This window comes from Pseudaminobacter soli (ex Li et al. 2025) (assembly GCF_003012705.1).
GTDB lineage: Bacteria > Pseudomonadota > Alphaproteobacteria > Rhizobiales > Rhizobiaceae > Pseudaminobacter > Pseudaminobacter soli.
In genome coordinates this window covers 1-26,617 of sequence record NZ_PXYL01000031.1, presented here as the reverse complement: position 1 = coordinate 26,617, position 26,617 = coordinate 1, and the positions used below count along the sequence as shown (strand labels likewise).

Sequence of the window (26,617 nt, the reverse complement as noted above, 5' to 3'; positions counted from 1 at the left end):
GGGTGCGCAAGCTAGGCATTACCGATACAGGCGTCAGCCCCAACCACGGCTGGCGGCATACCTTCAAGCGCAGGGCGGCACGGGCGAAGATCGAGCAGCGTCTCCGCGACGCCTTCTGTGGCCACACCCCCGCCAATGTCGGTTCCATTTACGAGCGCCCCACGGTTGAGGACTTGGCCGAGGCCATCAAGGATTTCCCGCGCTATCCCGTAGACGCGCCGAAGCGCTCCTAGAAACCCCTTGGCGGGTGCATAGGCGGCTTCTGTACGGCTGGTAGGTAATCCCAGCCAGCCCCCCTCCCCGACTCTGTGCGCCCTCCTGGGGGCTTCCATAGCGCCCACGCTGTCCGATGACGGACAACGCCACCGCGAACGATTGGGATTTCACATGCGCGGTTTCATCATCAAGACCATCGGCTTCGTCTCCACCATCGCTGTTGACCTTCGACAGGCTGGGCGGGGGTTCGTTCGTCGCCACTTCGACCTTTTCACCGCCCCGGACACCGGAGCGTTGCGGGGCATGTTCATCAAGCTTCCCGGCCTGCCGTTCAGTGCCATGCTGGAATGGCGGGAACAGAACCTGGGCTGGGAAGTCGAGCGGGAACAGGGATGCCTCAAGGTCTGGGCGGGGCGGCTGGAGGGCAGCTTCTGCCGCGAGCCGACGGGCTTCCAGATGGGCCAGGAGGTGCGTTGATGGTCCTCGCTATCCTGGCCGGTATCGGTGCCTACATCGCCGTCAATGCCTTGTTCGGTGGCATCCACGGGTTCGCCTGTGGCAGCAGTCAGGCCATGAACACGCTGCTGCGGTTCTCAGTCTTCGCCCTGCCGATCAGGATGGCCTGTTGGTGCGTGGCAGCATGGGCGGGCTGGAGCGCATTCGTGGCTATGGGCGGTTGGTGACGGTCGATTGCACCTCATCCTAGGCGCTCTGAGCCGCCTTCGGATCAATTACCCCACCCCTTAAGATCTCGCCAAGCCGCTGGCCGGATCTCGGCTCGCGGCGAGACACTACTCGCTGGCGTCTCCCGGTCTTTGCCGGGGGATACCGACCGCAATTCCGTTTGCTGACTCACGGGAGCCCGCTGGCGGCTTTTTCTGCAAATCTCATCCCCAAGCTGCGGCAAAGCATAAACGCTCGCCGGCGGCCTTCTATGCGGATTTCTCGCTCGCGTAGCCCGCAGCAGCGATTACCCCACCCCTTAAGATCTCGCGAAGTCGCCAGCCGGTTCCCAGCTAGCGGCGGGGCGCTACTCGTGGACGTCTCCCGGTCCTCGCCCAGGGATGCACTTCGTAACGCCATGCTGACTTGCGGGAGTTCGCTATCAGCATTTCTACAAATCTCACCCCCAATTGACTCACAATCGACGCAAGGATTTTCCATGTCCCACCAAGCAAACTACCCAGACTTTCACACCATCCGCATGATCAAGATGCCGGACAACTGCCGGTCTTCTATGTGCATGATATCCTGAAACATTACCCTATCGACATCGAGGGGGCTGACTACGATGCTCTTGAGCAGGCGTTTTTGTGGCCGGTGGACACAGGCATTCCGGTTGAGACCGTAGATTCCCATGGTTTCTCGGCAATGGTTGCATTGTCCGCTTTTCAAGTCAGGGGTGATCCAAGGCATGAACGTGAGTTTTGGTTCCAAGTGAAGAATGCACCCGCGTACACTAGACCGCTGCCGTTTTAGGCACGCAAGAGCGAACGGAAGAGTACGGACCGCTTTCGGGCGGTCTTATTCATTAGTAGGCACTGCGCGGGCTGTCCGCCGGCAGCCGCTGGATAGCCTCCAACAACCTCCCAAACGGATTTCTCGACATGCTCGACCAACACCCGTTGCTCGCCCCCCTCACGGCTGGGCGTCATTATCTCATCGCCACTGATGGCGCTTGCATCCCCAACCCTGGCCCAGGCGGATGGGGACTGATCAAACAGTTAAAGGAGGGCACTCGGATATTGCGGCAGGCAGCCGCTGCCGGTCATTCGGAAGCCGCTTTGGCCGAGACCACCACGACCAACAACAGGATGGAAACGATGGCGGCGATCAAAGCCGTTGAAGGCGTTGTCGAGGCCGAGACCCCGGCGATCATCTTGACCGATAGCGAATATGTCTTCCTGGGCATGACCGAACGGCTTCCCGGCTGGAAGGCAAACGGCTGGAGAGGATCGAAAGGCGCGGTGAAGAACCGTGACCTGTGGGGACGCCTGGACGCTGCCTGTGTGGGGAAGGCCATCCATTGGGTCTGGGTCAGAGGCCACGCCGGTTATGACCTCAACGAGATGGCGGACACCTCGCGGACAATGCAGCCAGAGGGAAGTATCCGAAGGGCAGACGATCAGTGGAGACCAGCCACCCGGATTGGCTCATCGGATAGCCTTCTTTTCGCCAAGCCCCCTATCGGGAGGGAGACCAATTGTCATCCACCGAGAAGGGAGTTCGATTACCCCACCCCATAGGAGGAGAACTAAAATTGCTCTGTGATATGTATGATCATGTATTAAGCTAGAAACTAATGTCTTATATCATGCTGATGACAGACATGGCTTTAGCCAAACTATAGTATCCGTAAGGGCATTCGGTCTTCCCACCCTCGATAACGCTATTGCGATCTAGAAGACGGGTCGCAACATCACCTCGCCATAACCTTGGAGCTGCGCGAGCAGGGCTTTGGCGTTGCCGCACTGGCTAGGGCGCATCGCCCCTGATGTGCGACTCCGTGCCTGCCGAAGCCAATGTAGCTTCGTGGTCACGACGAACATTACTGCCGAGCTGGGCGATGCTGTTGAAAGATCGTCACCTCACTGAGGCGGTATTCGCTGCGGTCGATAGAGCCCAGCCGAACCTCAGACCCGATTACCCCACCCCTTAAGAACTACCCAAACCTCAATCCAGCGCAGCCCTTGGTCCACTAAGGCCGAGGCATTTTGCGTTTGCGACACCACCCAAGCGCCCAAGGCGCACCTGACAGCTAGGAAATCACATGAACACCCTCACCACCATCACCCCCATTGTTACCGCCAAGGATGGACAGGTCTTCGCTAACAGCCTGGACGTGGCCGAATTCTTCGGCAAGCAGCACCTTCATGTCCTTCGGGACATCGACACTTTGATCGGAAGCGCCCCGGAGGCAGCATCCAATTTTGGATTATGCCCCTACCAGGCTGTTGAAAGCGGTCGGCTCTACCGCTCCTTCGACATGACGCGGGACGGCTTCACCCTGCTCGCCATGGGCTTCACCGGCTCCTCCGCGCTCCGCTTCAAGCTCGCCTACATCGCCGCCTTCAACGGGATGGAAGCCCAGCTCAAGGCATCGGTCCCAGCCGTCCCGAACTTCACCGACCCGGCCGAAGCCGCAATCGCATGGGCGAACGAGATCGCACAGCAGCAGGTCGAGGAGATGAGGCCCCTGGCGCTGGTCGGCTCAAGGGCGGTCGACCATAACCACTCCCTCAACCGCTTCGTGCGGACTCTGCCGGGGGCGAACACCATGAAGGTGAAGGCGGACCTCTGCGGACACGACTATCTCTACAAATCGGGGGACACATACCGGGTCCGCGGCGGTTTCCAGCACCTCTTCACCGAACGTCTGAACAAAGCCTTCGGCAGCGTGGACATCTTTCCGACCGCAGCAGGCCGCGCCCGTCTCATCGAGATGTACGAGGCCGGTGAACTGACAATGAAGAAAGGGTGCAGCCCGCGGCGGTGATGGTGTCAGTAATTCCCGGACCTTCACTGCGGAACACACAATCTTTGTCTGCGGCGATGCTAGCCAAGTGCTGACTGCGCGGTTAGCCTGAGGCTGACGATCGAGAACGGTGACTGATTTGGCGGAAATATTGGATCTAAACGTGGCTCCGGGCGAAGCGCTCCTGCGAAGTGGGTTGAGCGCTGGGGTGCCTATTGTCGCTTTCCTGGGACAACGGGCGGGGTGGCCTGCAGATAGCGACCCCGTCCTCTCGCTGGCGCTGGCGAAGCTTGGGGGAGAGGCGGGCGAAGGGTGGAAAGGGCTGCTGTCTCGCACGCCGGAGCATTTCGATTCGTGGCTTGAAGAACGCTTCGCGCGCCGAGCGCCTTCTTCCGAACAGGTCGCGATCGCAGACCTGCCCATAAGTGCTGTATTCACGTCCTCGATTGATCCCGGGTGGTCGAACCTGTTCGCGGCAGGAGGACGAGAGCCCGAAACGATTTTGATCGGCGATCCCCTTCCTCCGGTCATGCGTAGCAAGCGTCGGCCGCCAGTGTTCTTTCTGTTCGGGCGTGCCGGGCCGGGTCCGCTAGAGACTCGTCCACCGAATAGCCCTAAAGCGCTTGTGCTGCGTCGCCTCCGACATTCGGGAAATATGCTTCGAAACCTCTTGGAGGTGGCGACGCCGGTTGGGATCATTGTCGTCGACGGATATGACCCAGTGCAGGATTGGCTCCGGGCCGAAGAGCTGCTTGCAGTTCTCGGCACCGCTCCATCCGGGGGAGTACTGTGGTGTGGTACCGAACCCGCATTCGCAGAAGATGACAGGGATATATTCGAACAGCTCGTCAGCGATGGGATTATCATTCGTGACGATCGCACCTTTGCCCAGATCGCCTCAGAGCTTCGAGCTGGCACCGAAGACGCGAGCACCCCAAATTGGGACGACCCCGACCTAGTAACGTTGCCGAACAGCAAGCAGCTGGTCACTTCACCACGTCTGCGTCTTACTACGCAAGCCTCGGCGCTTATCCTCGACGACTCTATCACTGGCTTCCTGCCGCCTCTCCAATCAGAACTCGCGCAGAGCGCATTCGAGAGCTTTCACGGCATTCCGAGCAACGTGCGTGCCCGACTGGAGGGAGTGCGTCGAGGCTTCGCCATTGATCGCGACTTCGAGAAACAGCTCCAAAGCCGCTTGAAGCAGGCCCTTCGGCAGCATCATCGAGAATCCGGTGCGCTGATACTTCATGGGCAATCGGGCACTGGAAAATCCATAGCTCTGGCTCGCGCAGCATTGCAGGTGCGCTTAGAAAACGCTGCCGCCGTTCTATTCGCCACCGAACGCCTGCCCAACGCGGCCGACGTCTCCGCGTTCCTTGCTCAGATTGATCAGCTGGAAGCGACCACGTTGATCGTGGTTGATGTCCATTTGGCGCCGACACGCTTCGATGAGCTTCTGGAGGCGTTGCGAAGCAGAGGACACCGGGTGGTTATCCTGGGCGTCTCGTATCGGATAGAAGATCAGGTCACTCGCGGCAGTGATCGTTACATCGAAGCGCCAAGACGCTTGGAGCAAGGAGAACAGGAAAAGCTCGTAGCGCTGGCCGCCAGATATAACCTGTCAAATAATCTTCTAACCAACGAGCCGTATGCACTCGCCCGCTTCTATTGGCAGCTACCGGGCAGCCGCCGCCTTTTGGCGCAGGGCTTAGGTAAGGAAGCGAGAGCCTCCCAGTCGTTGATTGCCAATCAGGGAGCAAACACTAAGGTAACTCGGACCGTCACTGCCTTGGGACTGGCCCTTATGCAGGCTGGCTATAGAGGCGATATCTCCGTCATCGAAGACGTGGACCCGCAAGACCTCGACGGCGCTTCGTCTGCGGCCAAGGTCATCGATTACATCATGGCGGCAGCGAGACTGTATAAGTCTGTGCCAGTGAATTTGGTCCTCAGGGCTATTCTTAAAGATCGAGTATCAGAAGGTACTGCGTTTGGAATTGATCTAATCCACGGTGTCTTCAAAGATCAGGATTTGTTCCGCTGGCACTATGGAGATGAGAGCGGAGAGGAACTTCTCGTGGGTGCTCGGCTTCAGCTCGAGGCTGAGCTCATCTGCAACGCACGTTTGGGCGGCCCGGTAGAGGAAGCATCGAGACTGATTGAGCTAATTTCACAGTCGTACCGAGCGGGGTTCGAAGGGAACGAGGAAACTAAGTTTGTAACCGACATCGTCTATGCTCTTGGACCTGACGGCCCGTTCGGCGAAAGATACAAAGACAGCTACGAGGATATCGCTCGGGCGTTGACTGCCCTCCGAGAGAAAAACGGCGTCCTGAGTGCGCGGTTGATGCTTCAGGAAGCAACTTTGCGCCGCCACTATATCCGCACGCACGATCTCGAAGCGGCTGATAAGGAGCTTGTCCTCGACGAGGCTAGTAGGGCGGTGGACCATGCACTGACTCTGATCGGGCAATCCGGAACCCAGCGGCTACACGCGTCCCGCAAGACACGAGAAAATTTGTGGGTCGAGCGCGCGGCAACCTACGGATACCTCGCAACCGACGCAGCGCAGCGCAACGCGAGCGCCGAAGAGGTCTGGTCGAGCTATTGCGCTGCACGCGAAGCAGGACAGATGGCATCCGGTCGTGTCGACACGTACTTTCCTTTAGATATTGCGCTGTGGATGCCGTTGGGTGTGCTGAGGAACGGGACGCAACTCGGTGAGCTTGAGCGCCGAGAGATTGAAGCGGACATACAAGCAACGCTCGATACAATTGATCCGTCGGCGCTCGCTCCTGATCAGGAAGAGCGGTTCCAAAAGCAGCGCTTCAATCTGGGCGGGGTCCTGGATGATCAGCCCTTAAGCGACGAGGCATTTCGCGAGTTGGAACGGCTGGGCTCGACCGCAGGCTACTATCTGCGCGCTCGCGATCTCGCTCCATCGAAACCGGAATCTGGTGAGATTGCGGAAAAGTTTCACGTAACCGCGGCTGAGAAGGCGCGGAACTATCTCTGGACGCATTTCGAGAAGGTGCGGTCCGACCCACGCTGTCTTCGTCTGTATCTGAATTGCGAATGGACTGTTGCGACCGGCCGATGGCTCTTCCGGGGTACGAGACAGCCGCTGCCTACCAGCGAAGAAACACTTCGGCGCCTTCACCTTGTGGTCACCGATTTGCTCGCCCTAGGAGAAGCCCAAATGCAGCCCCGCTATAGGTATCTCGAATGTGTACTTCGCTGGTTCACTGGCAGCGAGGCGGAGGCCATTGCGGATTGGAGGCGCCTTGCCTCCGACACCGAATACGTTGAGCGTGGCCGAGTTCTGAACCGGCACACCGTGTATTCCGAACAAGGTGAACCGCGTATTTTCTCAGGTATCGTTGAGCGTCAGATCGGGATCGGCAGGTGGTCCGTACTTGTGCCAAGTCTGAGGCGACATGTCGATCTTGTCGAAGGTCGTAGTAAGGGTGGTAATATCGCCACTGGTCAAATAATCAATGGCTTCTCCATCTCCTTCAACTACCTCGGTCCAATTGTAGACTTTGGCGCAGAGGGCGCCTGATGTCTTTCGAGGCTTTGGCTCAATCAGCGGAGAGGCTGAGAAACACGCTCCAAGCGTCGACGGGCAGAAATCTCGTCGCTGACGTCAGTTTGACACCGCCGGACGCGAACGGAGGTGAGGCCGCATTTATCAAGTCAGTTCTATGGGGTTACGTACTGTGGTACGAGGCATGTCAGCCGGCAGGCCGCCACTTGATGAGTATCGTCCGGAACTCGTCGCCCAGAGATCAACAGGTGGCGGCGAGGGCGTTTCAGGACGTCCAGAATTTGCGAACGTTTCACGCTCACAACCTATTGCCCTCGGACAAGAGCGATCAATACAAACTCAGCCAGGCGCAAGCTTGGCTGGTCCAGAATGGCGGTTCCGAACGCGACTGGGACCGTTGCACGGCTAAGCTATGTTCTGAGCTGGCAGCCGCTCTCGACATCCTTTGCACCCACTGGAACATTGTGACTGCGTGTCCCGAGGATGAAGTCACGGCGGTTCAGGGATTGATTGACGCCTTAGAGAGAGAGTGGGAGCCCCACCTTTTTGACAGGATGATAGAGGAGGTTGCGACATCACTTGGGTTATCGGGTCTCGACCCAGTCAAGTACAGGAAGAAGCGTCTCGAAGACTGGCGAAAGATCACCGACTGCTTTTGGGATCGAATGAGCGCGGAGACCGCTGTTCGTCGGGCTATTCAGCAGGAAATGGTGATAACATTTGGCGAGGCGTCACTTTAACCGCGTCCAGATCAACAGCGTAGCTCGCGACAGGTCGAGAACGGCATTCCGTTTCGAGCGTCATGCTGGTACTTCCACCGTTCCTATTGAGCTGCGGCGTTCCGCGGGCTTTTCGCCATAGGTTGCCCAAGGGTAGCGGCTATCTTCCCGCAAAAATCCGAGCTGCCAATCGCAATACAGTCTGCGCCCGCGCCCCCCGTTGCCCCCGCCTGCGGCTCCCTAGTCACCGCGAGGAAGTGCCCGAGGTGACGTGGCCTCCCCCCATTGGACGCGGCTAATCTCATCGTCACCACCGAGGCCGGATAAGTCTTCGCCAACAGCCGGGACTACCGTGCTTCTTATATAGGGGACGTGTCCCTCTCATCGGGCCGTGCACTGCAACCGTGCAAACTGCTGGCTGAGGGGAAGGAGGCCGTTAGCTCCACCGGGTGATGGCCATACCGAAAACCATACGCGAAATCTGCCGACAAGCCCCAGCCCTTCCAAGGGTTTCAGAAGCGACTTGACTGCATACGGAAATCAACTGTATTCGGTATGCGCTTTGAACCGACAGGACGTTTCCCCATGAGCAAGCGCGTTGCCATCTATCTCCGCGTTTCCACTGCTGAGCAGACCACCGATAACCAGTGCCGAGAACTTGAGGCCGTGGCCCAGCGGGCAGGCTGGGAGGTTGTCCAGGTCTTCGAGGACAAGGGCATCTCGGGAACCAAGGGGCGCGACCAGCGGCCCGCCTACGATGCCATGCTCAAGTCCGTTACGCGGCGTGAGGTGGACATGGTGGTGGCGTGGTCCGTGGACCGCCTAGGCCGCTCCATGCAGGAACTGACCGCATTCCTGGGCGAACTCCATGGCCGTGGTGCTGACCTCTATCTCCACCGGCAAGCACTCGACACCACCGCGCCCAGCGGCAAGGCCATGTTCGGAATGATGGCGGTCTTTGTCGAGTTCGAGCGGGCCATGATCGTGGAACGGGTGAACGCTGGGCTGGCCAGAGCAAAGGCACAAGGCAAGCGCCTGGGCCGTCCTGGGCATGGTGAGGAGGTCGAGGCGAAGGTTCGGGAGCTTCGGGCCACGGGCATGGGCGTGATCAAGGTGGCCAAGAGCTTGGGCATTGGCGTTTCAGCGGTCCAGCGTATCGACAAGGCAGCAGCGGTCAGTTGACGGCGTATAGGCTTTCGGATTGGCTAGCCTCGGACAGTTTGTTCTGAGGGGGATACGGTGGAAGGCAAACATACCATTCTGCTTGCAGGTGGAGTTGCTGCGGTTGTCGGGGTTGGAAAATTGTTGACCAGGGATGTTCACATTCCCGGCTGGCTAACTCTTCTTGCACTCGTGCCAGTGGTAGCTTTGTTTGGGTATGCGGCGATGTCGATGCTAGCAATTGACCGTAGATCTGAAGAGAAGCGCCGAGCGAAGGAACGTAAGCGGCTCAAGGAAGAGTTGGATGGAGCCGCCAACGATAGAGAATAAATCTGAGAACATCCCCCTGCCCGCATACGCCAACGAAGTGGTCGCGCCTGCCGCCTAAGTCGCTGCTGGCCAAAACCTTGGGCAACTGGCTGTCAGCGGTCGCGAATTGAGAAGGTCCGCGTGTTCGGCTTGCGCGGCAGCGCTTTGAGGGCGCGTCAGTCAGCCAGGACGCGTCTATTCGTTTTCGACATCTGCGATTACGCCTCGGCGCGGCTCGGACCACAAATCAAGCAGCCTCTCTGCGGTGGGGGCACGATCTCGGATTACGGCCCCGTCGATGACGTTGCGTTGGTCCGACACTGCTGCTTTACTCACGGGACGGGGGAATGAACCTTGGGCAAAACGAACGAGATCGCCAAGCGACCGCCTGAACCATCGCTGGGGAGCAACTACGCTGATAAGGCAGCAGCCCTCGCGCGGGCTGTAGTGGGAGGCGTACCGATTGCAGGACCGTTTCTTGCAGAGGTCTTGACCGTGGTTATTCCGAACCAGCGCCTGGACCGCGTTGAGGCTTTCCTGCTGCTGCTGGGACAAGAACTGGAAAGGCTCTCCGCATCGGAGAAAGCCAGCCAGCCATCCAGCGCCCCTCTTATCGAGGAAGGGCTTTCCCAGGCCGCCAGGGCATTCACCAGTGAGCGCCGGGAGTACCTTGCAAAGTGTGTGGCGCACGGAGTGAACTCGGATGAGCAGGCCAAGCTGAACGAGCTAAAAATCCTCCGAATGCTGGAGGAAATCGGAGATGACGACTTGCTGTTGCTAGACGCGTTAGACGGTCCGGAGGCTCGGGACAAGTTGAGCGCCTTGCAACCGCCCCAACTACTCGCAAACGCCCCTGATAAGGAGCGGGCTAAAGGAGAGCTTCACCGGGCCTCCTACCGCAAACTGCTTTCGATAGGGTTGCTTAGCTCTAGCCCATATACGGATGAGCCACGCCGATGGAGGTACGGGAAACACGGTGAGCTGGAGGATGGCCCTTACGTTAGCGCCTTGGGCAGGATGGTACTTGTCCGCGTTGGGCTCCGTCCCAGCGGTCCCGAAGTAACTTGACCATCGCTACAAACGCCGCTACAAACGGCCCCAATGCGGCGACGAAAAGCGCAATGAAATCAACGGATAATGGGATCACCTCGCGTTTCCCTTCATCCGCACCAGATCTCCCAGCCCAAAATTCAGAATAAGCAATTGAGAATATTTGGCTTTTCGGCGAGCAGCCGAAAGGCGTGAAATATTATTGCATGGCATTTCTTGCCACAAGACATGCCGCAAATGTTGCCACATCCGGTTAGACTCGACAGTTCGCTCGTCCGACTGACCAAGCACCCAAATCTGGCGCCGCATCAGAATGCGTTGAACTTCGATTGCCACGGGAACCGCATCTTCAACCAACCGCCTCACTGTTGGTCGGCGCGAGGGTTGAAATGGCCATGAACCCGGAATGCCCCTCCTCATACTTGATCCGGTTCACCGGAGAATCGATCTCAAAGCCGTCAAGGACGCAGCTCAGATTCCGCGGGTAAAAGCCGCGTTAGTGATCGCTTTAGCGGCAGATCACGAACACCTGCGCGACACATCGCCCCCAAAAGCGAATGTGAACTGATTGATTGGAACTACCTTTGCAAACGGAGGTTTGGCCGGGTCGCGCCTATTGCGACAAGCAAGTAGAAGGAGCTCTCGGATGTTTATGAGAGTCTTGACAGCCTCTGCGCTGACAATCGTCCTGATGACGTCAGCACTGGCCGGCGGTGGTGGCCATGGTGGCCACGGCGGCAGTGGTGGTCACGGACCAGGCGGAGGCGGACATAGTGCCGGCCATGGGCATGGCGACGGCCATGGCATGGGCGGGGTGGGTTCCCGCGGCGACCACAATGAAGGTGCCGGCACTGATCCAAACTACAACTACTACTACGGAAATCAGAACTACATGGGTTATGGGAGGGTGGGCCCTTGCGCCCCCTACGAAAACTGCTGAGCGGCTAACGTCGCACTCCCATTAGCGGTACCCATAAGAAGCCCGCCTCGGTGAGCCGAGGCGGGCAACTCAGGCGAAAATGGTCAAATCTCCCAGACCACATCAGCAATTTAGCGAAGACTGAACTGCCAGTCAGGTCGGGGAAAACCGCAGTATTGAAGCGAAAAGCCCTCCAAACCTCTCGAACGACGGCGAGGCGGCGATGCAGCGCCTCTCGGGCAACCTCATTTTGGCAGGCTGATCGGGCTCTATCTCACCTATGTCGGATGGATCGCCAGACCGCGCTCCGAGGCGAGGGGCAAGTCCTAAGCCGTCCGCTCGGACGCCTCGTTTCGCCTCGCGCGGCATTCCGCAACCAGCCATTCGCGAAAGATGATGGCTTCGGGCGTGGTCCGCTCGGCAGAGCGCGCAGTCAGGATGTAATGGGCCTCATCGATCTCGATGCCCTCCGTCAGCGGCGCTGCTAGACCTTCTTTTAGAAACGGCTCCGCATAGCTCCGCTGGACCACACAGGGGCCCAGGCCGGCCAAAGTCAACCTGATGGCAAAAAGCGAGTTGTCGGTCATGGTGCTGACCCGCACCTTGCGGTCGGATATGTCGTGCTTGCGCAGAAGCTTCGTCCAGCGATCCTCGCAGCCCATGATGTGGACGACGCCGTGATCGAGAAGCGCAAGCACCTTCTCGCGATCGCTGCCTTTCGGCAGTTTCGTGTCGTCACGAACCACCAGGATCGACGGCTCCCTCAACAAAGGGTGCACCTCGAATTCGCTCCACTGCCCGTCGCCGAAACGGATGTCGACATCGACATTCGTGCTCGTATCCGCCCAAATCGCGGTGAGAATCCTGAGCTTGATGTGCGGAAAGGCGGCGTAGAACTTGGGCAGCAGCGGCGCCAGCCAGTTGTTGGCGAACAGGACCGGGGTCCGCACTGTTATATGCGTGTCATGATCCCGTCCGAATAGTCCGACGGTGGTGACAGCCAGTTCGTCGAAAGCTTTGCGCACGCTCGGAAGGTATGCCCGTCCGATATCGGTCAATTGCAGCCCGCGCGCGAGCCGCTCGAAGAGCTGGAATCCCAGGCGCTGTTCCAACGCACGCACCTGGTGGCTGATCGCCGCCGGCGTGAGGTTCAGCTCTGCGGCCGCCGCCGAAAAACTCGAAAGTCGCGCAGCCGCTTCATAGGCGCGCAACCACTGCAAGGGGGGCAAAGCAAACGACATCGGCCGAACGAGCTTCAAATGAAATGGGGTCTAACAGCGATAAAGCTTTGTTTGACTCATTGCAAACCCTGCGACGATATTTCGCCAGCTTGCTGGATTGCCGCTTTTTGCTGGCTTACTGCCGCTATGCGGCCTCAAGCGGAGGAAACGCGGGGAAGGATCGACGCTTGGCCGAATTCGACTACATCGTGGTGGGTGCGGGCTCAGCAGGATGCGTGCTGGCCGACCAGCTCTCGAAGGATGGTGCAAGCAGCGTTCTGGTGCTCGAAGCCGGCGGTTCGGACAACAGCTTCTGGATCAAGACCCCGATCGGCTATGGCCGCACCTTCTTCAATCCGCGCATCAACTGGATGTATCACACGGAAGCCGACCCCGAGACCGGCGGGCGCAAAAGTTATTGGCCGCGTGGAAAGGTCGTCGGCGGCTCGAGCTCGATCAACGCGTTGATCTATTGCCGAGGAATGCCCGGAGACTTCGAGGACTGGCGGTCTGCCGGGGCCAAGGGCTGGGGATGGGACGAGGTTCGCTTCCACTATGAGGCGATCGAAAGCCGCATCGGCGAAGACGGCACCATCAAGGGCCACGGCCCCCTGTTCATCAGCAACGTCCGGCGCGAGATCCACCCTTCCAACCGGCACTATTTCGCCATGGCCCAAGAGATGGGTATGCCCGTCACCGACGACTGCAATGGCCCCTCGCCCGAAGGCGTGACGCACTACCGCATCACCACTCGAAACGGGAAGCGGTGGTCGGCCGCCGATGCCTTCCTGAAGCCGGCCCTGAAGCGGCCAAACGTTACGCTGGTGAAGGACGCGATGGTGGAGCGCATCGTGGTCGAAGCGCATCGCGCCACGGGTGTCTCCGTGCTGCTCAAGTCCGGCCGCCAGATCTTCAAGGCGCGCAAGGAAGTCATCGTCAGCGCCGGCTCCGTGAATTCTCCGAAGTTGCTACAGCTCTCGGGCATCGGCCCCGGCGCGCTGCTTCGGCAGATGGGCATCGCCGTCGTGCATACCAACGACAATGTCGGCGGCAATCTACAGGATCACCTCGGCATCAACTATTACTACAAGGCGACCGAGCCGACCCTGAATTCAATGCTTTCGCCCTGGTGGGGCAAGGTCCTCCAGGGTGCGCGCTATGTGCTGACGCGGCGCGGCCCGCTCAGTCTCAGCGTGAACCAGTGCGGCGGTTTCGTGCGCTCGAACGAGGCGCTTGAGCGGCCTGACCAGCAGCTTTACCTCAACCCGGTCACCTACACGACCGCGCCGAGCAACAAGCGGCCAATCATCAATCCAGACCCCTTCCCCGGCTTCATCCTCTCGTTCCAGCCGACCCGCCCGTCCAGCCGCGGGCGCATCGACATCGCCTCGCCCGAGCCGATGGCAGCGCCGCGCATCGTGCCGAACTACCTTTCGACACAGAAGGACCTCGACGACGTCGTCGCCGGCGGCCGACTGATCCAGCGCATGGCGCGGACGAATGCCATCCGCCGCTTCGCCAAGGAGGCAATGGCCCCAGATGTCGAAGGCTTCGACGACGAAGCGATCCTCGAAGATTTCAGGGAACGCTGCGGCAGCGTATTCCACCCAGTCGCGACCTGCCGGATGGGACGCGACGAAGCGACCGCCGTTACCGACTCCGAACTGAAGGTGTTCGGCATCGATGGCCTCAGGGTCGTCGACGCATCGGCCTTCCCCAACATCACGTCCGGCAACACAAACGCTCCCACGATCATGCTCGCCCATCGCGCAGCGAGCCTGATCCTGAAGGATCGATCGCGCCGGTTCGCCTGACCCTAAATCCGCATGGAATGGAACTGCCTTGAAAATCCGTAAGCTTGAGACCTTCACGAATGATTTCGTCGGCTTCGTCCGCCTGACCGCCGACGATGGCGCCGTCGGCTGGGGCCAGCTCTCCACCTACAATTCCGACATCACCGCCAGCGTCTTCCACCGGCAGATCGCCCCCTGGGCGCTGGGTCGCGACGCCACTGATCTCGACGCGCTGGTGAACGAGATTCCCGAGCGCGAACACAAGTTCTCTTGCTCGTATCTCTACCGTGCGATGTCAGGCCTCGACACCGCCATCTGGGACCTGCGCAGCAAGGTCGAAGGCAAGCCGGTGGTGGAACTGCTCGGCGGCACGCCCGGCACGATCAGGGCTTACGCATCTTCCATGCGCCGCGACATCACGCCTGAAGCTGAGGCGGAGCGGCTTCTTGCCCTGCGCGACCGCGACGGCTTCGATGCCTTCAAGTTCCGCATCGGCTCCGAATGCGGACACGATCGCGACGAGTGGGAAGGCCGCACCGAAACCATCGTGCCGACGATACGCAAGGCGCTGGGGTCCGATGTCGCACTGCTGGTCGACGCCAATTCCTGCTACTCCCCGCGCCGTGCAATCGAGGTCGGGCAGATGCTCGAGGCCAATGGCGTCGAGCATTTCGAGGAGCCCTGCCCCTATTGGGAAATGGAGCAGACCCGCGAGGTCACGCAGACCCTCTCGCTTGACGTGACCGGCGGTGAGCAAGACTACGACATGCAGCATTGGAAGCGCATGATCGCCATGAAGGCGGTCGACATCATCCAGCCGGATGTCCTCTATCTCGGCGGCATGACGCGCACTATGCAGGTGGCTCGCATGGCGGATGCCGCCGGCCTGCCTTGCACTCCGCACGCTGCCAATCTTGGGCTGGTGACGCTCTTCACCATGCATCTGCTGCGCGCGATCCCGAACGCCGGCAAGTATCTCGAATTCTCCATTGAAGGCCCCGACTACTATCCGTGGCAGGAAGGGCTGTTCGTCGAGGATCCCTATGAGGTGACTGGCGGCAAGGTGACCGTCACCGACCGTCCGGGCTGGGGCGTGGAAGTCTCCCCCGAATGGCTCGCCAAGTCGCGCTACCAGGTGAGCGAGGTAGGCGGATGACCCGTACTGCCGAAGATCTGGCCAAGGCCTATTTCGCAACCGGGGCAGTCGAGGAACTGCCCAGCGGGCATTTCATCCACGGCGCTTTCGTGCCCGGAAGCACCGGCGACATGCTGGAAAGCGATGATCCCGGCCTGGCGCGCGCCTTTGCCAGCTTCAGCGCGGGCAATGCCGACGACATCGCCCAAGCCGTCGAATCGGCCGAGAAGGGCCTTGCCGTCTGGCGGGACACACCGCCTGCCAAGCGCTGCCAGATTCTCAATCGCGCCGCGGCACTGATCCGCGAAAGAGGCGAGTATCTGGCCTTCGTCGAAACGCTCGATTCGGGCAAGACGCTCGTCGAGGCGCGTGGCGACGTTCAATCCTGCGCGCGCTTTTTCGAATACTATGCGGGTGCGGCCGACAAGCTCGAGGGCAGCTCCATCCCCCTCGGCCCGGGCCTGACGAGTTGGACCGAGCGCGAGCCGGTCGGCATCACTGCCCACATCATTCCGTGGAACTACCCGACCTCGACCTTTGCCCGCGGCATCGCCCCGGCGCTGGCCGCCGGTTGCGCAGTCGTTGCCAAGCCGGCGGAAACCACGCCGTTCACAGCCCTTATCCTTGCGCAATGGCTGCACGAAGCCGGCGTGCCGGCCGGCGTCCTGAACGTCGTGACCGGGCTTGGGCAGGATGCCGGCGCGCCGTTGGTGCGTCATCCTTCCATCGCGCATGTCACCTTCACCGGCTCGGTCACGACCGGTGTCGGCGTCATGCAGGCGGCCGCTCCGAACGTTACCCGCCTCACGCTGGAACTCGGCGGAAAGTCGCCGCTCGTTGCGCTCGCCGACTGCGATCTGGACAGGGCCGTCGACGGGGCGCTCTGGGCGATCTTCTCCAACGCCGGCCAGATCTGCTCGGCGGGATCGCGCCTGGTGGTCGAACGCTCGATCCATGACGAACTTTTGGAAAAGCTGATCGCAAAGGCACGCGCCTTGAAACTCGGTCATGGCCTCACGACGGCCGATGTCGGCGCGATCAATTCCGGGCTGCATCTGGGCCGCATCGCCGGCCATGTCGACGCGGCACGCGCGCGCGGCTGCCGGATCGTTACCGGCGGACAGGCCACGCTCGATCCGGAAACAGGCGCAGGCTGGTTTTTCGAGCCCACGATCATCGACGATGTCGCCGCAACCGACCCGGCAATCCAGGAGGAGATTTTCGGGCCGGTGCTCGCCGTACAAGTCGTGGACAATGAGGAAGAGGCTATCGCCATCGCCAACGCAACCGAGTACGGGCTCGTCGCAGGCATCTATACCCGTGATGTCGGCAAGGCGCTCCGCCTCGCCCGTTCCATCGATGCCGGTCAGGTGACGGTCAACGATTATTGGGCCGGCGGCATCGAGGTGCCGTTCGGCGGCAACAGGAAGTCCGGCTTCGGGCGCGAAAAAGGGCTCGAAGGCATCGACGCCTATACCCGGACGAAGGCGATCACGATCCGACACTGACCAGAGATATCAACCATCCCAAGGAGGAACGGATGAACGACCATCTTGATACACTGAAGCGCTCGCTGATCGGCGGGCAGATCGACCGTCGCGGCTTCATGACGGGCGCGCTGGCCTTCGGCGTCGGCCTGTCCATGGCCTCTTCGGCCTATGCCCAGGCCGAAAAGGCGACGCCCAAGCAGGGCGGCACGCTGCGCGTAGGCTTCCTGCAGGGCTCGACCTCGGACTCCTTCGACCCCGCGACTTACAACAACGACTTCATGTTCGTGACGAACTATGCGGTCTTCAACCACCTGACCGAGTTCGCCCCGGGCGGCGCCATCGCCCCCGAACTGGCCGAGAGCTTCGAGGCAGAGCCGGGCGCAAAGGTCTGGACCTTCAAGCTGCGCAAGGATGTCGAATTCTCCGACGGCAGGAAGCTGACGGCGGCCGACGTGCTCGCCTCCATCGACTATCACCGCGGCGAGGATTCGAAATCGGCCGTTAAGCCGGTTCTCGCCCAGATCGCCGAGATGAAGGCGAGCGACGACCACACCGTGGTCTTCACCCTCACCACCGGCAATGCCGACTTCCCCTACATCTTCGCCGACTACCACCTCTGCATAAAGCAGGCCTCGGACGGCAAGATCGACCCAATGAGCCGCATCGGCACCGGCGGCTACACGGTGGAAAGCTTCGAGCCGGGCGTGCGCATCAAGCTGAAGCGCCGCGATAGCTACTGGAAGGAAGGCCGCGCGCATTTCGAGCAGGTCGAGATCACCACGATCTCCGACACCGCTGCCCGCATGAACGCGCTGATGACGGGCCAGGTGGACGTGGTCGACCGTCCCGACCTCAAGACCATCCATCTCCTGAAGCGCGCGCCGGGCGTGCGCGTCGAGACGACCTCCGGCACGCTGCACTACACGATGCCGATGCACGTCAACACGCCGCCCTACGACAACCGCGATGTGCGAACCGCGCTGAAGCTGGCGATCAACCGCGAGGAACTCGTCGAGAAGATCCTGCGCGGCTACGGCACGGTCGGCAACGACCATCCGGTGGCGAAGTCGATGCCCTTCTTCGATCCGGCGATCGAGCAGCGCGCCTATGATCCGGAAAAGGCCAAGTTCCACCTGAAGCAGGCGGGGCTTTCCAGCCTCGACGTCCAGCTGTTCACCTCCGAAGCCGCCTTCGAAGGCGCGGTCGATGCTTCGCTTCTCTACGCCGAGCAGGCGAAAAAGGCCGGCATCAACATCGAGGTCGTCCGCCAGCCGAGCGATGGCTACTGGTCCAATGTGTGGCTGGTGAAGCCGTTCTGCACCAGCTACTGGGGCGGCCGCCCGACCCCGGACTGGATGTTCACCGCCGGCTACTCCAAGGATGCCGAGTGGAACGACACCAAGTGGCAGAACGAGCGCTTCAACACGCTGCTGCTCGAGGCTCGCGCCGAGATCGACCAGAACAAGCGTGCGGAAATGTACTCCGAGATGCAGCGCCTGTGCCGCGACGACGGCGGCGCGCTCATCCCGATGTTCGGTCAGTACGTCTTCGCGCTGCGGGACCAGGTCCAGCACGGTGAACTGAGCGAGCAGTGGAACCTCGACAGCCTGCGCTTTGTCGAGCGCTGGTGGATGGCCTAAAAGGCCTGGTAGGCACGACTTGCACACTGCCGGGAAGCCACGCTTCTCGGCAGTGTCATTGGATGACGGTAGGGAGAAACCGGCATCCCAACCAAAGCCAGGGAGGTGGCATGGGACGTATCTGGATTCTTGTGGGAGAGCGACTGGCGCTTGGCGTCATCACGCTGCTCGTGGTCTCGGCGCTGATTTTCGTCGGCGTGGAACTCTTGCCGGGCGACCTCGCACAAGAGATCCTGGGTCAGTCCGCCACGCCCGAGACGGTCGCCGCGTTCCGGCATGAGCTGGGTCTCGATCAGCCTGCGATCCAGCGCTACTTCCACTGGCTTCTCGGTGCCGTCCAGGGCGATTTCGGCACGTCGCTCGCCAACAATCGTCCGATTTCCGAACTGCTCTCGGTCAGGTTGGGCAATACGCTGTTCCTGGCCGCCTTTGCCGCCACGGTCTCGATCCCGCTTGCGTTGACGCTCGGCATCCTGGCTGCGCTCTACCGCAACTCGATCTTCGACCGCCTTTGCAATGTGGTGGCGCTGATCTGGGTGTCGCTGCCTGAATTCTTCGTCGCCTATGTTTTGATCCTATTCTTGGCGGTGCGCGTGGCGCTGTTTCCCTCGCTGTCGAATATCGATCCCGGCATGCCGTTCGGCGAGCTTGTCTACCGCTCCTTCCTGCCCGCCCTCACCCTGGTGCTGGTGGTGATGGCGCACATGATGCGCATGACCCGCGCCGCGATCATCAACGTGCTGGCGAGCCCCTATATCGAGATGGCAAGGCTTAAGGGCATGAGCCGGCTGCGCGTCATCCTTTATCACGCGCTTCCCAACGCGCTCGCGCCCATCATCAATGTCGTCGCGCTCAATCTGGCCTATCTCGTCGTGGGTGTTGTGGTGGTCGAGGTCGTGTTCGTCTATCCGGGCCTCGGCCAGCTTTTCGTCGATGCCGTGACGCATCGCGACGTCATGGTGGTCCAGTCGGTCGGCTTGCTCTTCGCCGCCGCTTACATCCTGCTCAACCTCATTGCCGACGTGCTGTCGATCGTGACCAACCCGCGCCTCATGGGCGAACGGAGGTAATGGCCATGACACGCTTCTTTCAGACCCTGAAAACGGCCCCCTATACCGCCTGGTTCGGCATGGCCGTGATCCTGCTGGTGGCCATCATCGCGATCCTTGCGCCGGTGATCGCCCCCTATGGCGAGACCGCGGTCGTGGGCGAGCAATACGAGCCGTGGAGCAGCCAGTTCCTGCTCGGGACCGACAATCTCGGCCGCGACATGTTCTCCCGCCTGATCTACGGCACGCGCAACACGGTGGGCCTTGCCCTACTGACGACGGCAATCGCCTTCACCGTCGGCTCCCTGCTCGGCATCGTGGCCGCCGTGGTCGGCGGCATGACCGATCGCCTTCTGTCGCGCATCATCGACGTGATCATGGCGATCCCTTCGCTGATCCTGGCGCTCATGCTGCTCACCATCGTCGGCGCATCGATCGCCAGCATGGTCCTGGTCATCGCGCTGATCTACGTGGCGCCGGTGTTTCGACTCGCCCGGGCATCGGCCCAATCGGTGGTCGTGATGGACTATATCCAGGCGGCACGGCTGCGTGGAGAAGGCCTTGGCTGGCTCGTCGTCAGGGAAGTGCTGCCGAATATCGCCTCGACGCTCGTTGCCGAATTCGGCCTGCGCTTCTGCTTCGTGTTCCTGTTCATCGCAGCCCTCTCCTTCCTCGGCCTGGGCATCCAGCCGCCGACCGCCGACTGGGGCTCGATGCTGAAGGAAAACGCAACGCTCATCAGCTTCGGCGACATCACCCCGCTGCTCCCGGCCGCCGCAATCGCGGTTCTGACCGTGTCGATCAACTTCGTGGTCGACTGGATGCTGCATCGCTCGAGCGGATTGAAGGACTGACCCATGAAGACCGTCGGGAAAGATCGCCCTCCCTTGCTGACGATCCGCGATCTGCGGATCGAGGGCAAATCTACGAACGGCTGGACGAGACTGGTGGACGGTGTCGACCTCGATCTCGCGCGCGGCGAGGTTCTCGGCCTCATCGGTGAATCGGGCGCCGGCAAATCCACGCTCGGCCTTGCCGCGATGGGTTTTACCCGCGACGGCTGCCGGATCACCTCCGGCTCCATCGGCTTCGATGGCATCGATCTAGCGCGCTGCGGCGAGCACGTCCGGCGCGACTTCCGTGGCAAGCGGATCGCCTATGTCGCCCAGTCCGCGGCCGCCTCCTTCAACCCGGCGCACAAGCTTATCGACCAGCATTGCGAGGCCCCGGTCGTCAAGAAGGTGATGCCGCGCGCTAAGGCCGAAGCAGAGGCTGTCGAGCTCTACCGCAAGATGCGCCTGCCGCAGCCGGAGGGCATCGGCTTTCGCTATCCACACCAGGTCTCGGGCGGCCAGCTGCAGCGTGCCATGACGGCGATGGCCATGGCCTGCAAGCCGGATCTCATCATTTTCGACGAGCCGACCACCGCGCTCGACGTCACCACGCAGATCGAGGTGCTTGCATCGATCCGCGACATCGTCGAGCAGTTCGGCACCGCGGCGATCTACATCAGCCACGATCTGGCCGTCGTCGCCCAGATGGCCGACCGCATCATGGTGCTGAAGAACGGCCGCACGGTCGAGACGGCCGAGACACGCACCATGCTTTCCGCGCCGCAGGAGGAATACACAAAATCCCTCTGGGCGGTGCGCTCGCTGGAGCGCCCGAGGCAGGAGCGGGGCACAGGCGCACGGCCCGTGATGAGCCTCAAAAATGTCGACGCCGGCTATGGCGCAGCCAAGGTTCTGGAGGACGTCTCCTTCGACATCCATTGCGGCCAGACGGTTGCAGTTGTCGGCGAATCCGGGTCAGGGAAATCGACGGCCGCGCGCGTCATCAGCGGCATCCTAAAACCGTCGCGCGGCGAGGTGCTGTTCGAAGGGCGCAAGCTCCCGGCGGACTATCTATCCCGCAGCCGCGAAGACCTTCGGCATGTCCAGATGATCTACCAGATGCCCGACACGGCGCTCAACCCGCGTCAGTCGATCCGGGACATCATCGGACGGCCGGTCGAATTCTATCTTGGCCTCAAGGGCCGCGAGAAAGAGCAACGCATCCGCGCACTGCTCGAGCAGATCGAGCTTGATCCGGCAATCTATATGGACCGGCGGCCGACCGAGCTTTCCGGTGGGCAGAAGCAACGCATCGGCATCGCCCGGGCGCTGGCCGCGGAACCGAAATTCATCATCTGCGACGAGGTGACCTCGGCGCTCGACCAGCTCGTGGCTGCCGGCATCCTGGCCTTGCTGGCGCGGGTGCAGAAGGAGCGCGACCTTGCGCTGATGTTCATCACGCACGATCTGGCGACGGTGAAGGCCGTGGCCGACGAGGTGGTGGTGATGCAGCACGGGCGCGTCGTGGAAACTGGCGCAGTGGAGACGGTGTTCGCCAACCCTGCGCACGCATACACAACGCATCTGTTGCAATCGGTGCCGGAGATGGATCCCGACTGGCTGACCCGCCGCACGATGTCGAACCGGGCGGTCCCGGCTTAGGTCTTGAGTTGCTGGAAGCGCTCTGTGTTCCGGCCGCGGCAAGCCCACATCGACTAGAGAGGTCACCCGGCGCGTTGCCGGTGCGCCGGACGTAAGCTCTCAGTAAAGCGGCTCGGAGAACAGCGTGGTGTCTCCGTCCTTCAGTGCCTTGATCTGGAGCGTGCCGTCCCTGTCGACGGCAGCCAGGATGCCGAAGCTGCGTACGCGCATGTCGCGCTCGATCGCCTTTCCTTCCCCTTCCGGCAGATAGAAGCGGCCGATGCCGTAATCGACGTGCAACACGGCCTCTTCGTCCTGCGCCCAACCTGAAGAAGTGGTGCCGAGCACGTCCACCTCGTCCTCACCGGGAGCGTTTGCGAATCCTGCTCCCAGCGCCGCTGCAACCGGGTGCCAGAAGCCGTCCTCGCCCTTCTTGAGGCGTACATGGATCGGACCATCTGCGGCTGCCGAAGCTTCGACATCGCGATTAACGATCAGCTTGGCCGGAACGCTGGAAGCCTCATAGCCCAGGCGGACATAGTCGCCGCGCAGCAGGTCGCGCGGATCGACGGGTTCGACCTTGAGGAGTACCTCCTGGCCGTTGCGAAGGATCATCGCGCGGGACCCAATGATCCACGACAGGAATCCGATCTGGATCAGCGCGAGCGCGACGGCCGAGATAAGAAGCCTGTTCTTCATCACGCAGCTCCTGCCTGCTTGATCGCACCACCGCCGATGCGTCGCTCCACCCTGATGATGACGATGGCGATTATGCCGAGGACGATGCCCGACGCGAAGAACAGGCCGGCCGTGCCGAGCATGGTGCCGATCGTCAGGACATAGACGAAGCAGAGTTCGAGACCAAAGCCGGCATAGGCTATCCAGCGCAGCAGCCGGCTGTCACGGCCGGTGAAATAGAGCGCAACCGCGATGCCCGCGAACACGACGAGCGCCGACATGACCAGCCGCCCCGTGTAGTCGAGCTGATCCACCTGGATAAGCAGCATCCCGGTGAGGAAGCCGATGAGGCAATGAACCGGCAAGAGGCTGTCGATCCGGAAGATGGCTTCCACGGCCGCCGGTACGGCCACGCAGAGCGCAAACAGCGCCGTCGACACCAAGGCGAGCCCTATGCCGACGTCGGACACGTTATAGTGGGCAACCAGCAGGCAGGCATAGAACACGAGCGACAGCAGGATCAGGTGCCGCGCCGCGCGGCTCCGCGTCCAATAGGAAATCAGCCAGAGTGCGGCCGCGATCAGCAGATAGAAATGCGTCGAGTGGCGGAACTCCCAGTCGTCAAAGCCGACGACGACCATCCAGGCGATGCCTATGGCCGCCGCTGCCACGGTGAGCAGGCCCGAGCGCAGCAGCAATGCCGCCAGTCCCGTGCCAAAACACCATGTCAGCAAGGCCGCGCTCTCATCGCCCTCGAGATGATACATCTGCCCGATCAGAGCGATCGAACCACCGAAGGCGGCAGCGCCGACCAGCCACAGCGCCTCGGCAAGCGCATTCTGCCCCCGCGACTTGAGCACCGCGCCGCCGACATAGGTGGCGAAGATGATGGCGAACAGGCCGATCACGCGAAGCAGACGCGGAATGGCATCCCAATTCGCGGCCACCAAGAGAAGAAGTGCGGCGCCCAGAAGCAAGGCGGCCATGACCGCCAGCACGAAGCCGAAGCTGAACAGCCGGCTTTCATTTGCCTCCAAATCGCGCGCCAGCGCATCCCCCGTCGAGGCGTCGATCAGGCCCCTGTCGACCCATCGCGCAATGTCCTGCTTCACCCGTGCCGAATAGCCCGCCAATGCACTCACTCCAGACCTGTCTGCGACAAAAGAACCACCTTCAACCCCTTGTTGTCACGGGTTTTTTAAGATTCCGCCACATTTGCGTCACAGCAGCTAAAATCGATTAATGTTGCAATGCACAAAACGCATTGCTGCCATGCACCAATGGCTCTTTTAATGCATAGCGGCCAAGCCTATTTACGCCTCGTAAACAAGCGATTGAAAAAACGAACGAGCAAGACGATGAACCTGATCCGCAATTACCGCAACTGGCGCCGCTACCGTGAAACCGTTTCCGAGCTGAGCCGCCTGTCAAACCGTGAATTGACCGACCTCGGCATTAGCCGCAGCGACATCCCCTTCGTCGCGCGCAAGTCGATCTGATTTTTCGGGCCACCGGGCCCAAACGTACGCAAGCAATAAAGAAAGCAAGAAAAAATGAACATCCTTCGCAACTTCCGCAACTGGCGCCGCTATCGCGAGACCGTTTCCGAGCTGAGCCGCCTGTCGAACCGTGAACTGACCGACCTCGGCATCAGCCGCAGCGAAATCCATTCGGTCGCTCGCCGCTCGATCTAATCGAATTTCGCCGAGCCTACCTCCTCCCGGGCTTCGGTGAATACGGTCAGCCTTCTCCTCCTCCCGATAGCTGACCGACCCAAACGGCGCCCGCCGAACCTCCTCCCTCGGCGGGTGCTGTTCTCTCAAGGGCCTTCGCACCCTCAAATGGCGAAAGGAATTTCGTCGGCGCCTACCTCCTCCCGGGCCCGATGAATAAGGTCAGTGTTCACCTCCTCCCGATCACTGACCACCCTAACGGCACCCGCCGAACCTCCTCCCTCGGCGGGTGCTGTTCTCTCAAGGGTTTCGCCCCCTTTCAAACGGCGAAAGGAATTTCGTCGGCGCCTACCTCCTCCCGGGCCCGATGAATAAGGTCAGTGTTCACCTCCTCCCGATCACTGACCACTCTAACGACACCCGCCGGACCTCCTCCCCCGGCGGGTGTTGTCGTTTCAGGACCGGCCTTGGCCGATTGATTTCCAAAGCCCGGCGGCTTATCTCCCACCCATGACAACAAAACCCTTGCACATCATCGGCGGCGGCCTCGCCGGCTCCGAAGCAGCCTGGCAGGCAGCACAGGCCGGCGTCCCCGTCATCCTGCACGAGATGCGGCCGGTGCGCGGCACCGACGCCCACAAGACCGACGGCCTTGCCGAGCTGGTCTGCTCGAACTCATTCCGTTCCGACGATGCGCAAGCAAATGCGGTCGGCCTTCTTCATGCCGAGATGCGGCTAGCGGGCTCGCTGATCATGGGTTCGGCCGACGCCAACCAGGTGCCGGCGGGCGGCGCGCTCGCCGTCGACCGCGACGGCTTTTCGGCCGCCGTCACGGCGAGGCTCGAAGCTCATCCGCTCATCACCATCCAGCGCGAGGAAGTGACCGGCCTGCCGCCGCAGGAGTGGGAACATGCCATCATTTCCACCGGGCCGCTGACGGCGCCGTCCCTGGCTGAGGCCATCGCGCAGAACACGGGTGCCGATGCGCTCGCCTTCTTCGACGCCATTGCCCCAATCGTTCATTTCGACACGATCAACTTCGACATCTGCTGGTTCCAGTCGCGCTACGACAAGGTCGGCCCTGGTGGCACCGGCAAGGACTATATCAACTGCCCGATGGACAAGGCGCAGTACGAGGCCTTCGTGCAGGCCCTGATCGACGGCGACAAGACCGAGTTCAAGCAGTGGGAAGGCACGCCCTATTTCGACGGCTGCCTGCCGATCGAGGTGATGGCCGAGCGCGGGGTCGAGACGCTGCGCCACGGCCCGATGAAGCCGATGGGCCTGACCAATCCGCATAACCCGACGGTAAAGGCCTATGCGGTGGTCCAGCTGCGCCAGGACAATGCGCTCGGCACGCTCTACAACATGGTCGGCTTCCAGACGAAGCTGAAATATGCCGAGCAGGTGCGCATCTTCCGCATGATTCCCGGGCTGGAGAATGCAGACTTTGCCCGCCTCGGCGGCCTGCACCGCAACACCTATATCAACTCGCCGACGCTGCTCGACACGACGCTGCAGCTGAAGAGCCGCCCGGGCCTGCGCTTTGCCGGCCAGATCACCGGCTGCGAGGGCTATGTGGAATCGGCTGCCGTCGGCCTGCTGGCAGGGCGTTTCGCTGCGGCCGAGCTGCTCGGCCAAGAGGTTTCGCCGCCGCCCGTCACGACCGCCTTCGGTGCTCTGCTCAACCACATCACTGGCGGACACATCGTTTCCGACGACGAGCCCGGCAAGCGCTCGTTCCAGCCGATGAATGTGAACTTCGGCCTCTTCCCGCCTGTCGAGGCACCGAAGGTCGAAGGCAAGCGGCTGCGCGGCAAGGACAAGATCGTCGCCAAGCGCCACGCGATCACATCGCGCGCGCTGGCCGATTGCCGCGTCTGGCTGGGCATTCCGGCCGCGGCGCAGGCAGCTGAGTAATGCGAAAAGCCCGCTTCGGCGGGCTTCTCTTTTGGGGCGGGAACTGTCAAGCGCAAGAAAGTACCCCGGATAGCAAGCTCCAGGCTCTAACGATGGGCACAAAGGATCGTGTCAGCAATTCAGGTGCTGCCGCGTGGTGCTTGTGA

Annotated in this window: 23 protein-coding genes and 1 pseudogene; 21 read left to right on the top strand and 3 right to left on the bottom strand. The window is 61.2% G+C overall.

The annotated features are described in order from the left end of the window. The first annotated feature begins 2 nt into the window (after nucleotides 1–2). The 11 genes and pseudogenes from C7I85_RS28455 to C7I85_RS31240 all read left to right on the top strand — a co-directional run bounded on the left by C7I85_RS28455 (nucleotide 3) and on the right by C7I85_RS31240 (nucleotide 11,420). Nucleotides 3–233: a hypothetical protein gene (locus C7I85_RS28455; RefSeq protein ID WP_106727371.1), complete on the top strand. Its 231-nt coding sequence runs from the start codon at nucleotides 3–5 to the stop codon at nucleotides 231–233. Nucleotides 234–387: 154 nt separating this feature from the next. Next, nucleotides 388–693: a hypothetical protein gene (locus tag C7I85_RS28450; RefSeq protein ID WP_106727370.1), complete on the top strand. Its 306-nt coding sequence runs from the start codon at nucleotides 388–390 to the stop codon at nucleotides 691–693. Next, entirely contained in the window at nucleotides 693–899 is a 207-nt protein-coding gene (locus C7I85_RS28445) for a hypothetical protein (protein WP_106727369.1), read from the top strand. The genes C7I85_RS28450 and C7I85_RS28445 overlap by 1 nt, the downstream gene beginning before the upstream one ends. Nucleotides 900–1,823: 924 nt before the next feature. Further along, nucleotides 1,824–2,294, top strand: a pseudogene (locus tag C7I85_RS28440) (ribonuclease H family protein); the annotation flags it as partial. A 692-nt stretch (nucleotides 2,295–2,986) separates the two neighbouring features. Next, entirely contained in the window at nucleotides 2,987–3,712 is a 726-nt protein-coding gene (locus C7I85_RS28435) for a Rha family transcriptional regulator (protein WP_106727367.1), read from the top strand. A gap of 109 nt (nucleotides 3,713–3,821) precedes the next feature. Beyond that, nucleotides 3,822–7,256 (top strand): hypothetical protein, encoded by a 3,435-nt coding sequence (locus C7I85_RS28430; protein ID WP_210203099.1) that lies wholly within the window; start codon nucleotides 3,822–3,824, stop codon nucleotides 7,254–7,256. Beyond that, on the top strand, nucleotides 7,256–7,981 hold the full coding sequence (locus C7I85_RS28425; RefSeq protein WP_106727365.1) for a hypothetical protein: 726 nt from the start codon (nucleotides 7,256–7,258) through the stop codon (nucleotides 7,979–7,981). Before C7I85_RS28430 ends, C7I85_RS28425 begins: the two co-directional genes overlap by 1 nt. A gap of 564 nt (nucleotides 7,982–8,545) precedes the next feature. Next, the gene (locus C7I85_RS28420; RefSeq protein ID WP_106727379.1) at nucleotides 8,546–9,142 is read left to right on the top strand and encodes a recombinase family protein; all 597 of its coding nucleotides are present in this window, start codon (nucleotides 8,546–8,548) and stop codon (nucleotides 9,140–9,142) included. Nucleotides 9,143–9,199: 57 nt separating this feature from the next. Next, on the top strand, nucleotides 9,200–9,451 hold the full coding sequence (locus C7I85_RS28415; protein ID WP_146148993.1) for a hypothetical protein: 252 nt from the start codon (nucleotides 9,200–9,202) through the stop codon (nucleotides 9,449–9,451). A gap of 333 nt (nucleotides 9,452–9,784) precedes the next feature. Further along, nucleotides 9,785–10,498: a hypothetical protein gene (locus tag C7I85_RS28410; RefSeq protein WP_106727363.1), complete on the top strand. Its 714-nt coding sequence runs from the start codon at nucleotides 9,785–9,787 to the stop codon at nucleotides 10,496–10,498. Between the two features lie 628 nt (nucleotides 10,499–11,126). Further along, on the top strand, nucleotides 11,127–11,420 hold the full coding sequence (locus tag C7I85_RS31240; RefSeq protein WP_181257438.1) for a hypothetical protein: 294 nt from the start codon (nucleotides 11,127–11,129) through the stop codon (nucleotides 11,418–11,420). Between the two features lie 305 nt (nucleotides 11,421–11,725). Here the strand turns inward: C7I85_RS31240 and C7I85_RS28400 are convergent, their stop codons facing one another. Continuing rightward, nucleotides 11,726–12,640, bottom strand: a complete 915-nt coding sequence (locus C7I85_RS28400) for a LysR substrate-binding domain-containing protein (protein WP_106727362.1) — start codon at nucleotides 12,638–12,640, stop codon at nucleotides 11,726–11,728. 167 nt (nucleotides 12,641–12,807) lie between these two features. Between C7I85_RS28400 and C7I85_RS28395 the strand changes: the two genes are divergently transcribed. The 7 genes from C7I85_RS28395 (at nucleotide 12,808) to C7I85_RS28365 (ending at nucleotide 22,221) form a co-directional block, all read left to right on the top strand. Beyond that, nucleotides 12,808–14,433 carry a GMC family oxidoreductase gene (locus tag C7I85_RS28395; protein WP_106727361.1) on the top strand — a complete coding sequence of 542 codons (1,626 nt, stop codon included), beginning with the start codon at nucleotides 12,808–12,810 and terminating at the stop codon, nucleotides 14,431–14,433. 28 nt (nucleotides 14,434–14,461) lie between these two features. Then, nucleotides 14,462–15,568, top strand: a complete 1,107-nt coding sequence (locus tag C7I85_RS28390; RefSeq protein ID WP_106727360.1) for a mandelate racemase/muconate lactonizing enzyme family protein — start codon at nucleotides 14,462–14,464, stop codon at nucleotides 15,566–15,568. Next, nucleotides 15,565–17,055 carry an aldehyde dehydrogenase family protein gene (locus C7I85_RS28385; protein WP_106727359.1) on the top strand — a complete coding sequence of 497 codons (1,491 nt, stop codon included), beginning with the start codon at nucleotides 15,565–15,567 and terminating at the stop codon, nucleotides 17,053–17,055. Before C7I85_RS28390 ends, C7I85_RS28385 begins: the two co-directional genes overlap by 4 nt. A gap of 32 nt (nucleotides 17,056–17,087) precedes the next feature. After that, the gene (locus C7I85_RS28380; protein WP_106727358.1) at nucleotides 17,088–18,677 is read left to right on the top strand and encodes an ABC transporter substrate-binding protein; all 1,590 of its coding nucleotides are present in this window, start codon (nucleotides 17,088–17,090) and stop codon (nucleotides 18,675–18,677) included. A 110-nt stretch (nucleotides 18,678–18,787) separates the two neighbouring features. Then, nucleotides 18,788–19,747, top strand: a complete 960-nt coding sequence (locus C7I85_RS28375; protein WP_106727357.1) for an ABC transporter permease — start codon at nucleotides 18,788–18,790, stop codon at nucleotides 19,745–19,747. A 5-nt stretch (nucleotides 19,748–19,752) separates the two neighbouring features. Beyond that, nucleotides 19,753–20,580 carry an ABC transporter permease gene (locus tag C7I85_RS28370; protein WP_181257437.1) on the top strand — a complete coding sequence of 276 codons (828 nt, stop codon included), beginning with the start codon at nucleotides 19,753–19,755 and terminating at the stop codon, nucleotides 20,578–20,580. A 3-nt stretch (nucleotides 20,581–20,583) separates the two neighbouring features. Beyond that, entirely contained in the window at nucleotides 20,584–22,221 is a 1,638-nt protein-coding gene (locus C7I85_RS28365; RefSeq protein ID WP_106727356.1) for an ABC transporter ATP-binding protein, read from the top strand. Nucleotides 22,222–22,320: 99 nt separating this feature from the next. Here the strand turns inward: C7I85_RS28365 and C7I85_RS28360 are convergent, their stop codons facing one another. Both C7I85_RS28360 and C7I85_RS28355 read right to left on the bottom strand, forming a co-directional pair. Beyond that, on the bottom strand, nucleotides 22,321–22,899 hold the full coding sequence (locus C7I85_RS28360) for a GDYXXLXY domain-containing protein (RefSeq protein WP_181257436.1): 579 nt from the start codon (nucleotides 22,897–22,899) through the stop codon (nucleotides 22,321–22,323). Continuing rightward, a complete protein-coding gene (locus C7I85_RS28355) occupies nucleotides 22,899–24,020 on the bottom strand; it encodes a DUF2157 domain-containing protein (RefSeq protein WP_342587325.1) in 1,122 nt (373 codons plus the stop codon). The genes C7I85_RS28360 and C7I85_RS28355 overlap by 1 nt, the downstream gene beginning before the upstream one ends. A 216-nt stretch (nucleotides 24,021–24,236) precedes the next feature. On the opposite strand from C7I85_RS28355, the gene C7I85_RS28350 reads away from it, so the two are divergent. The 3 genes from C7I85_RS28350 (at nucleotide 24,237) to trmFO (ending at nucleotide 26,471) form a co-directional block, all read left to right on the top strand. Next, complete coding sequence (locus tag C7I85_RS28350) at nucleotides 24,237–24,377, top strand: DUF1127 domain-containing protein (protein WP_106727353.1); 141 nt, start codon at nucleotides 24,237–24,239, stop codon at nucleotides 24,375–24,377. A 54-nt stretch (nucleotides 24,378–24,431) separates the two neighbouring features. Next, the gene (locus C7I85_RS28345; protein ID WP_106727352.1) at nucleotides 24,432–24,572 is read left to right on the top strand and encodes a DUF1127 domain-containing protein; all 141 of its coding nucleotides are present in this window, start codon (nucleotides 24,432–24,434) and stop codon (nucleotides 24,570–24,572) included. Between the two features lie 489 nt (nucleotides 24,573–25,061). Next, nucleotides 25,062–26,471 (top strand): methylenetetrahydrofolate--tRNA-(uracil(54)-C(5))-methyltransferase (FADH(2)-oxidizing) TrmFO, encoded by a 1,410-nt coding sequence (gene trmFO, locus C7I85_RS28340; RefSeq protein ID WP_106727351.1) that lies wholly within the window; start codon nucleotides 25,062–25,064, stop codon nucleotides 26,469–26,471. The last annotated feature ends 146 nt before the right edge of the window (nucleotides 26,472–26,617 follow it).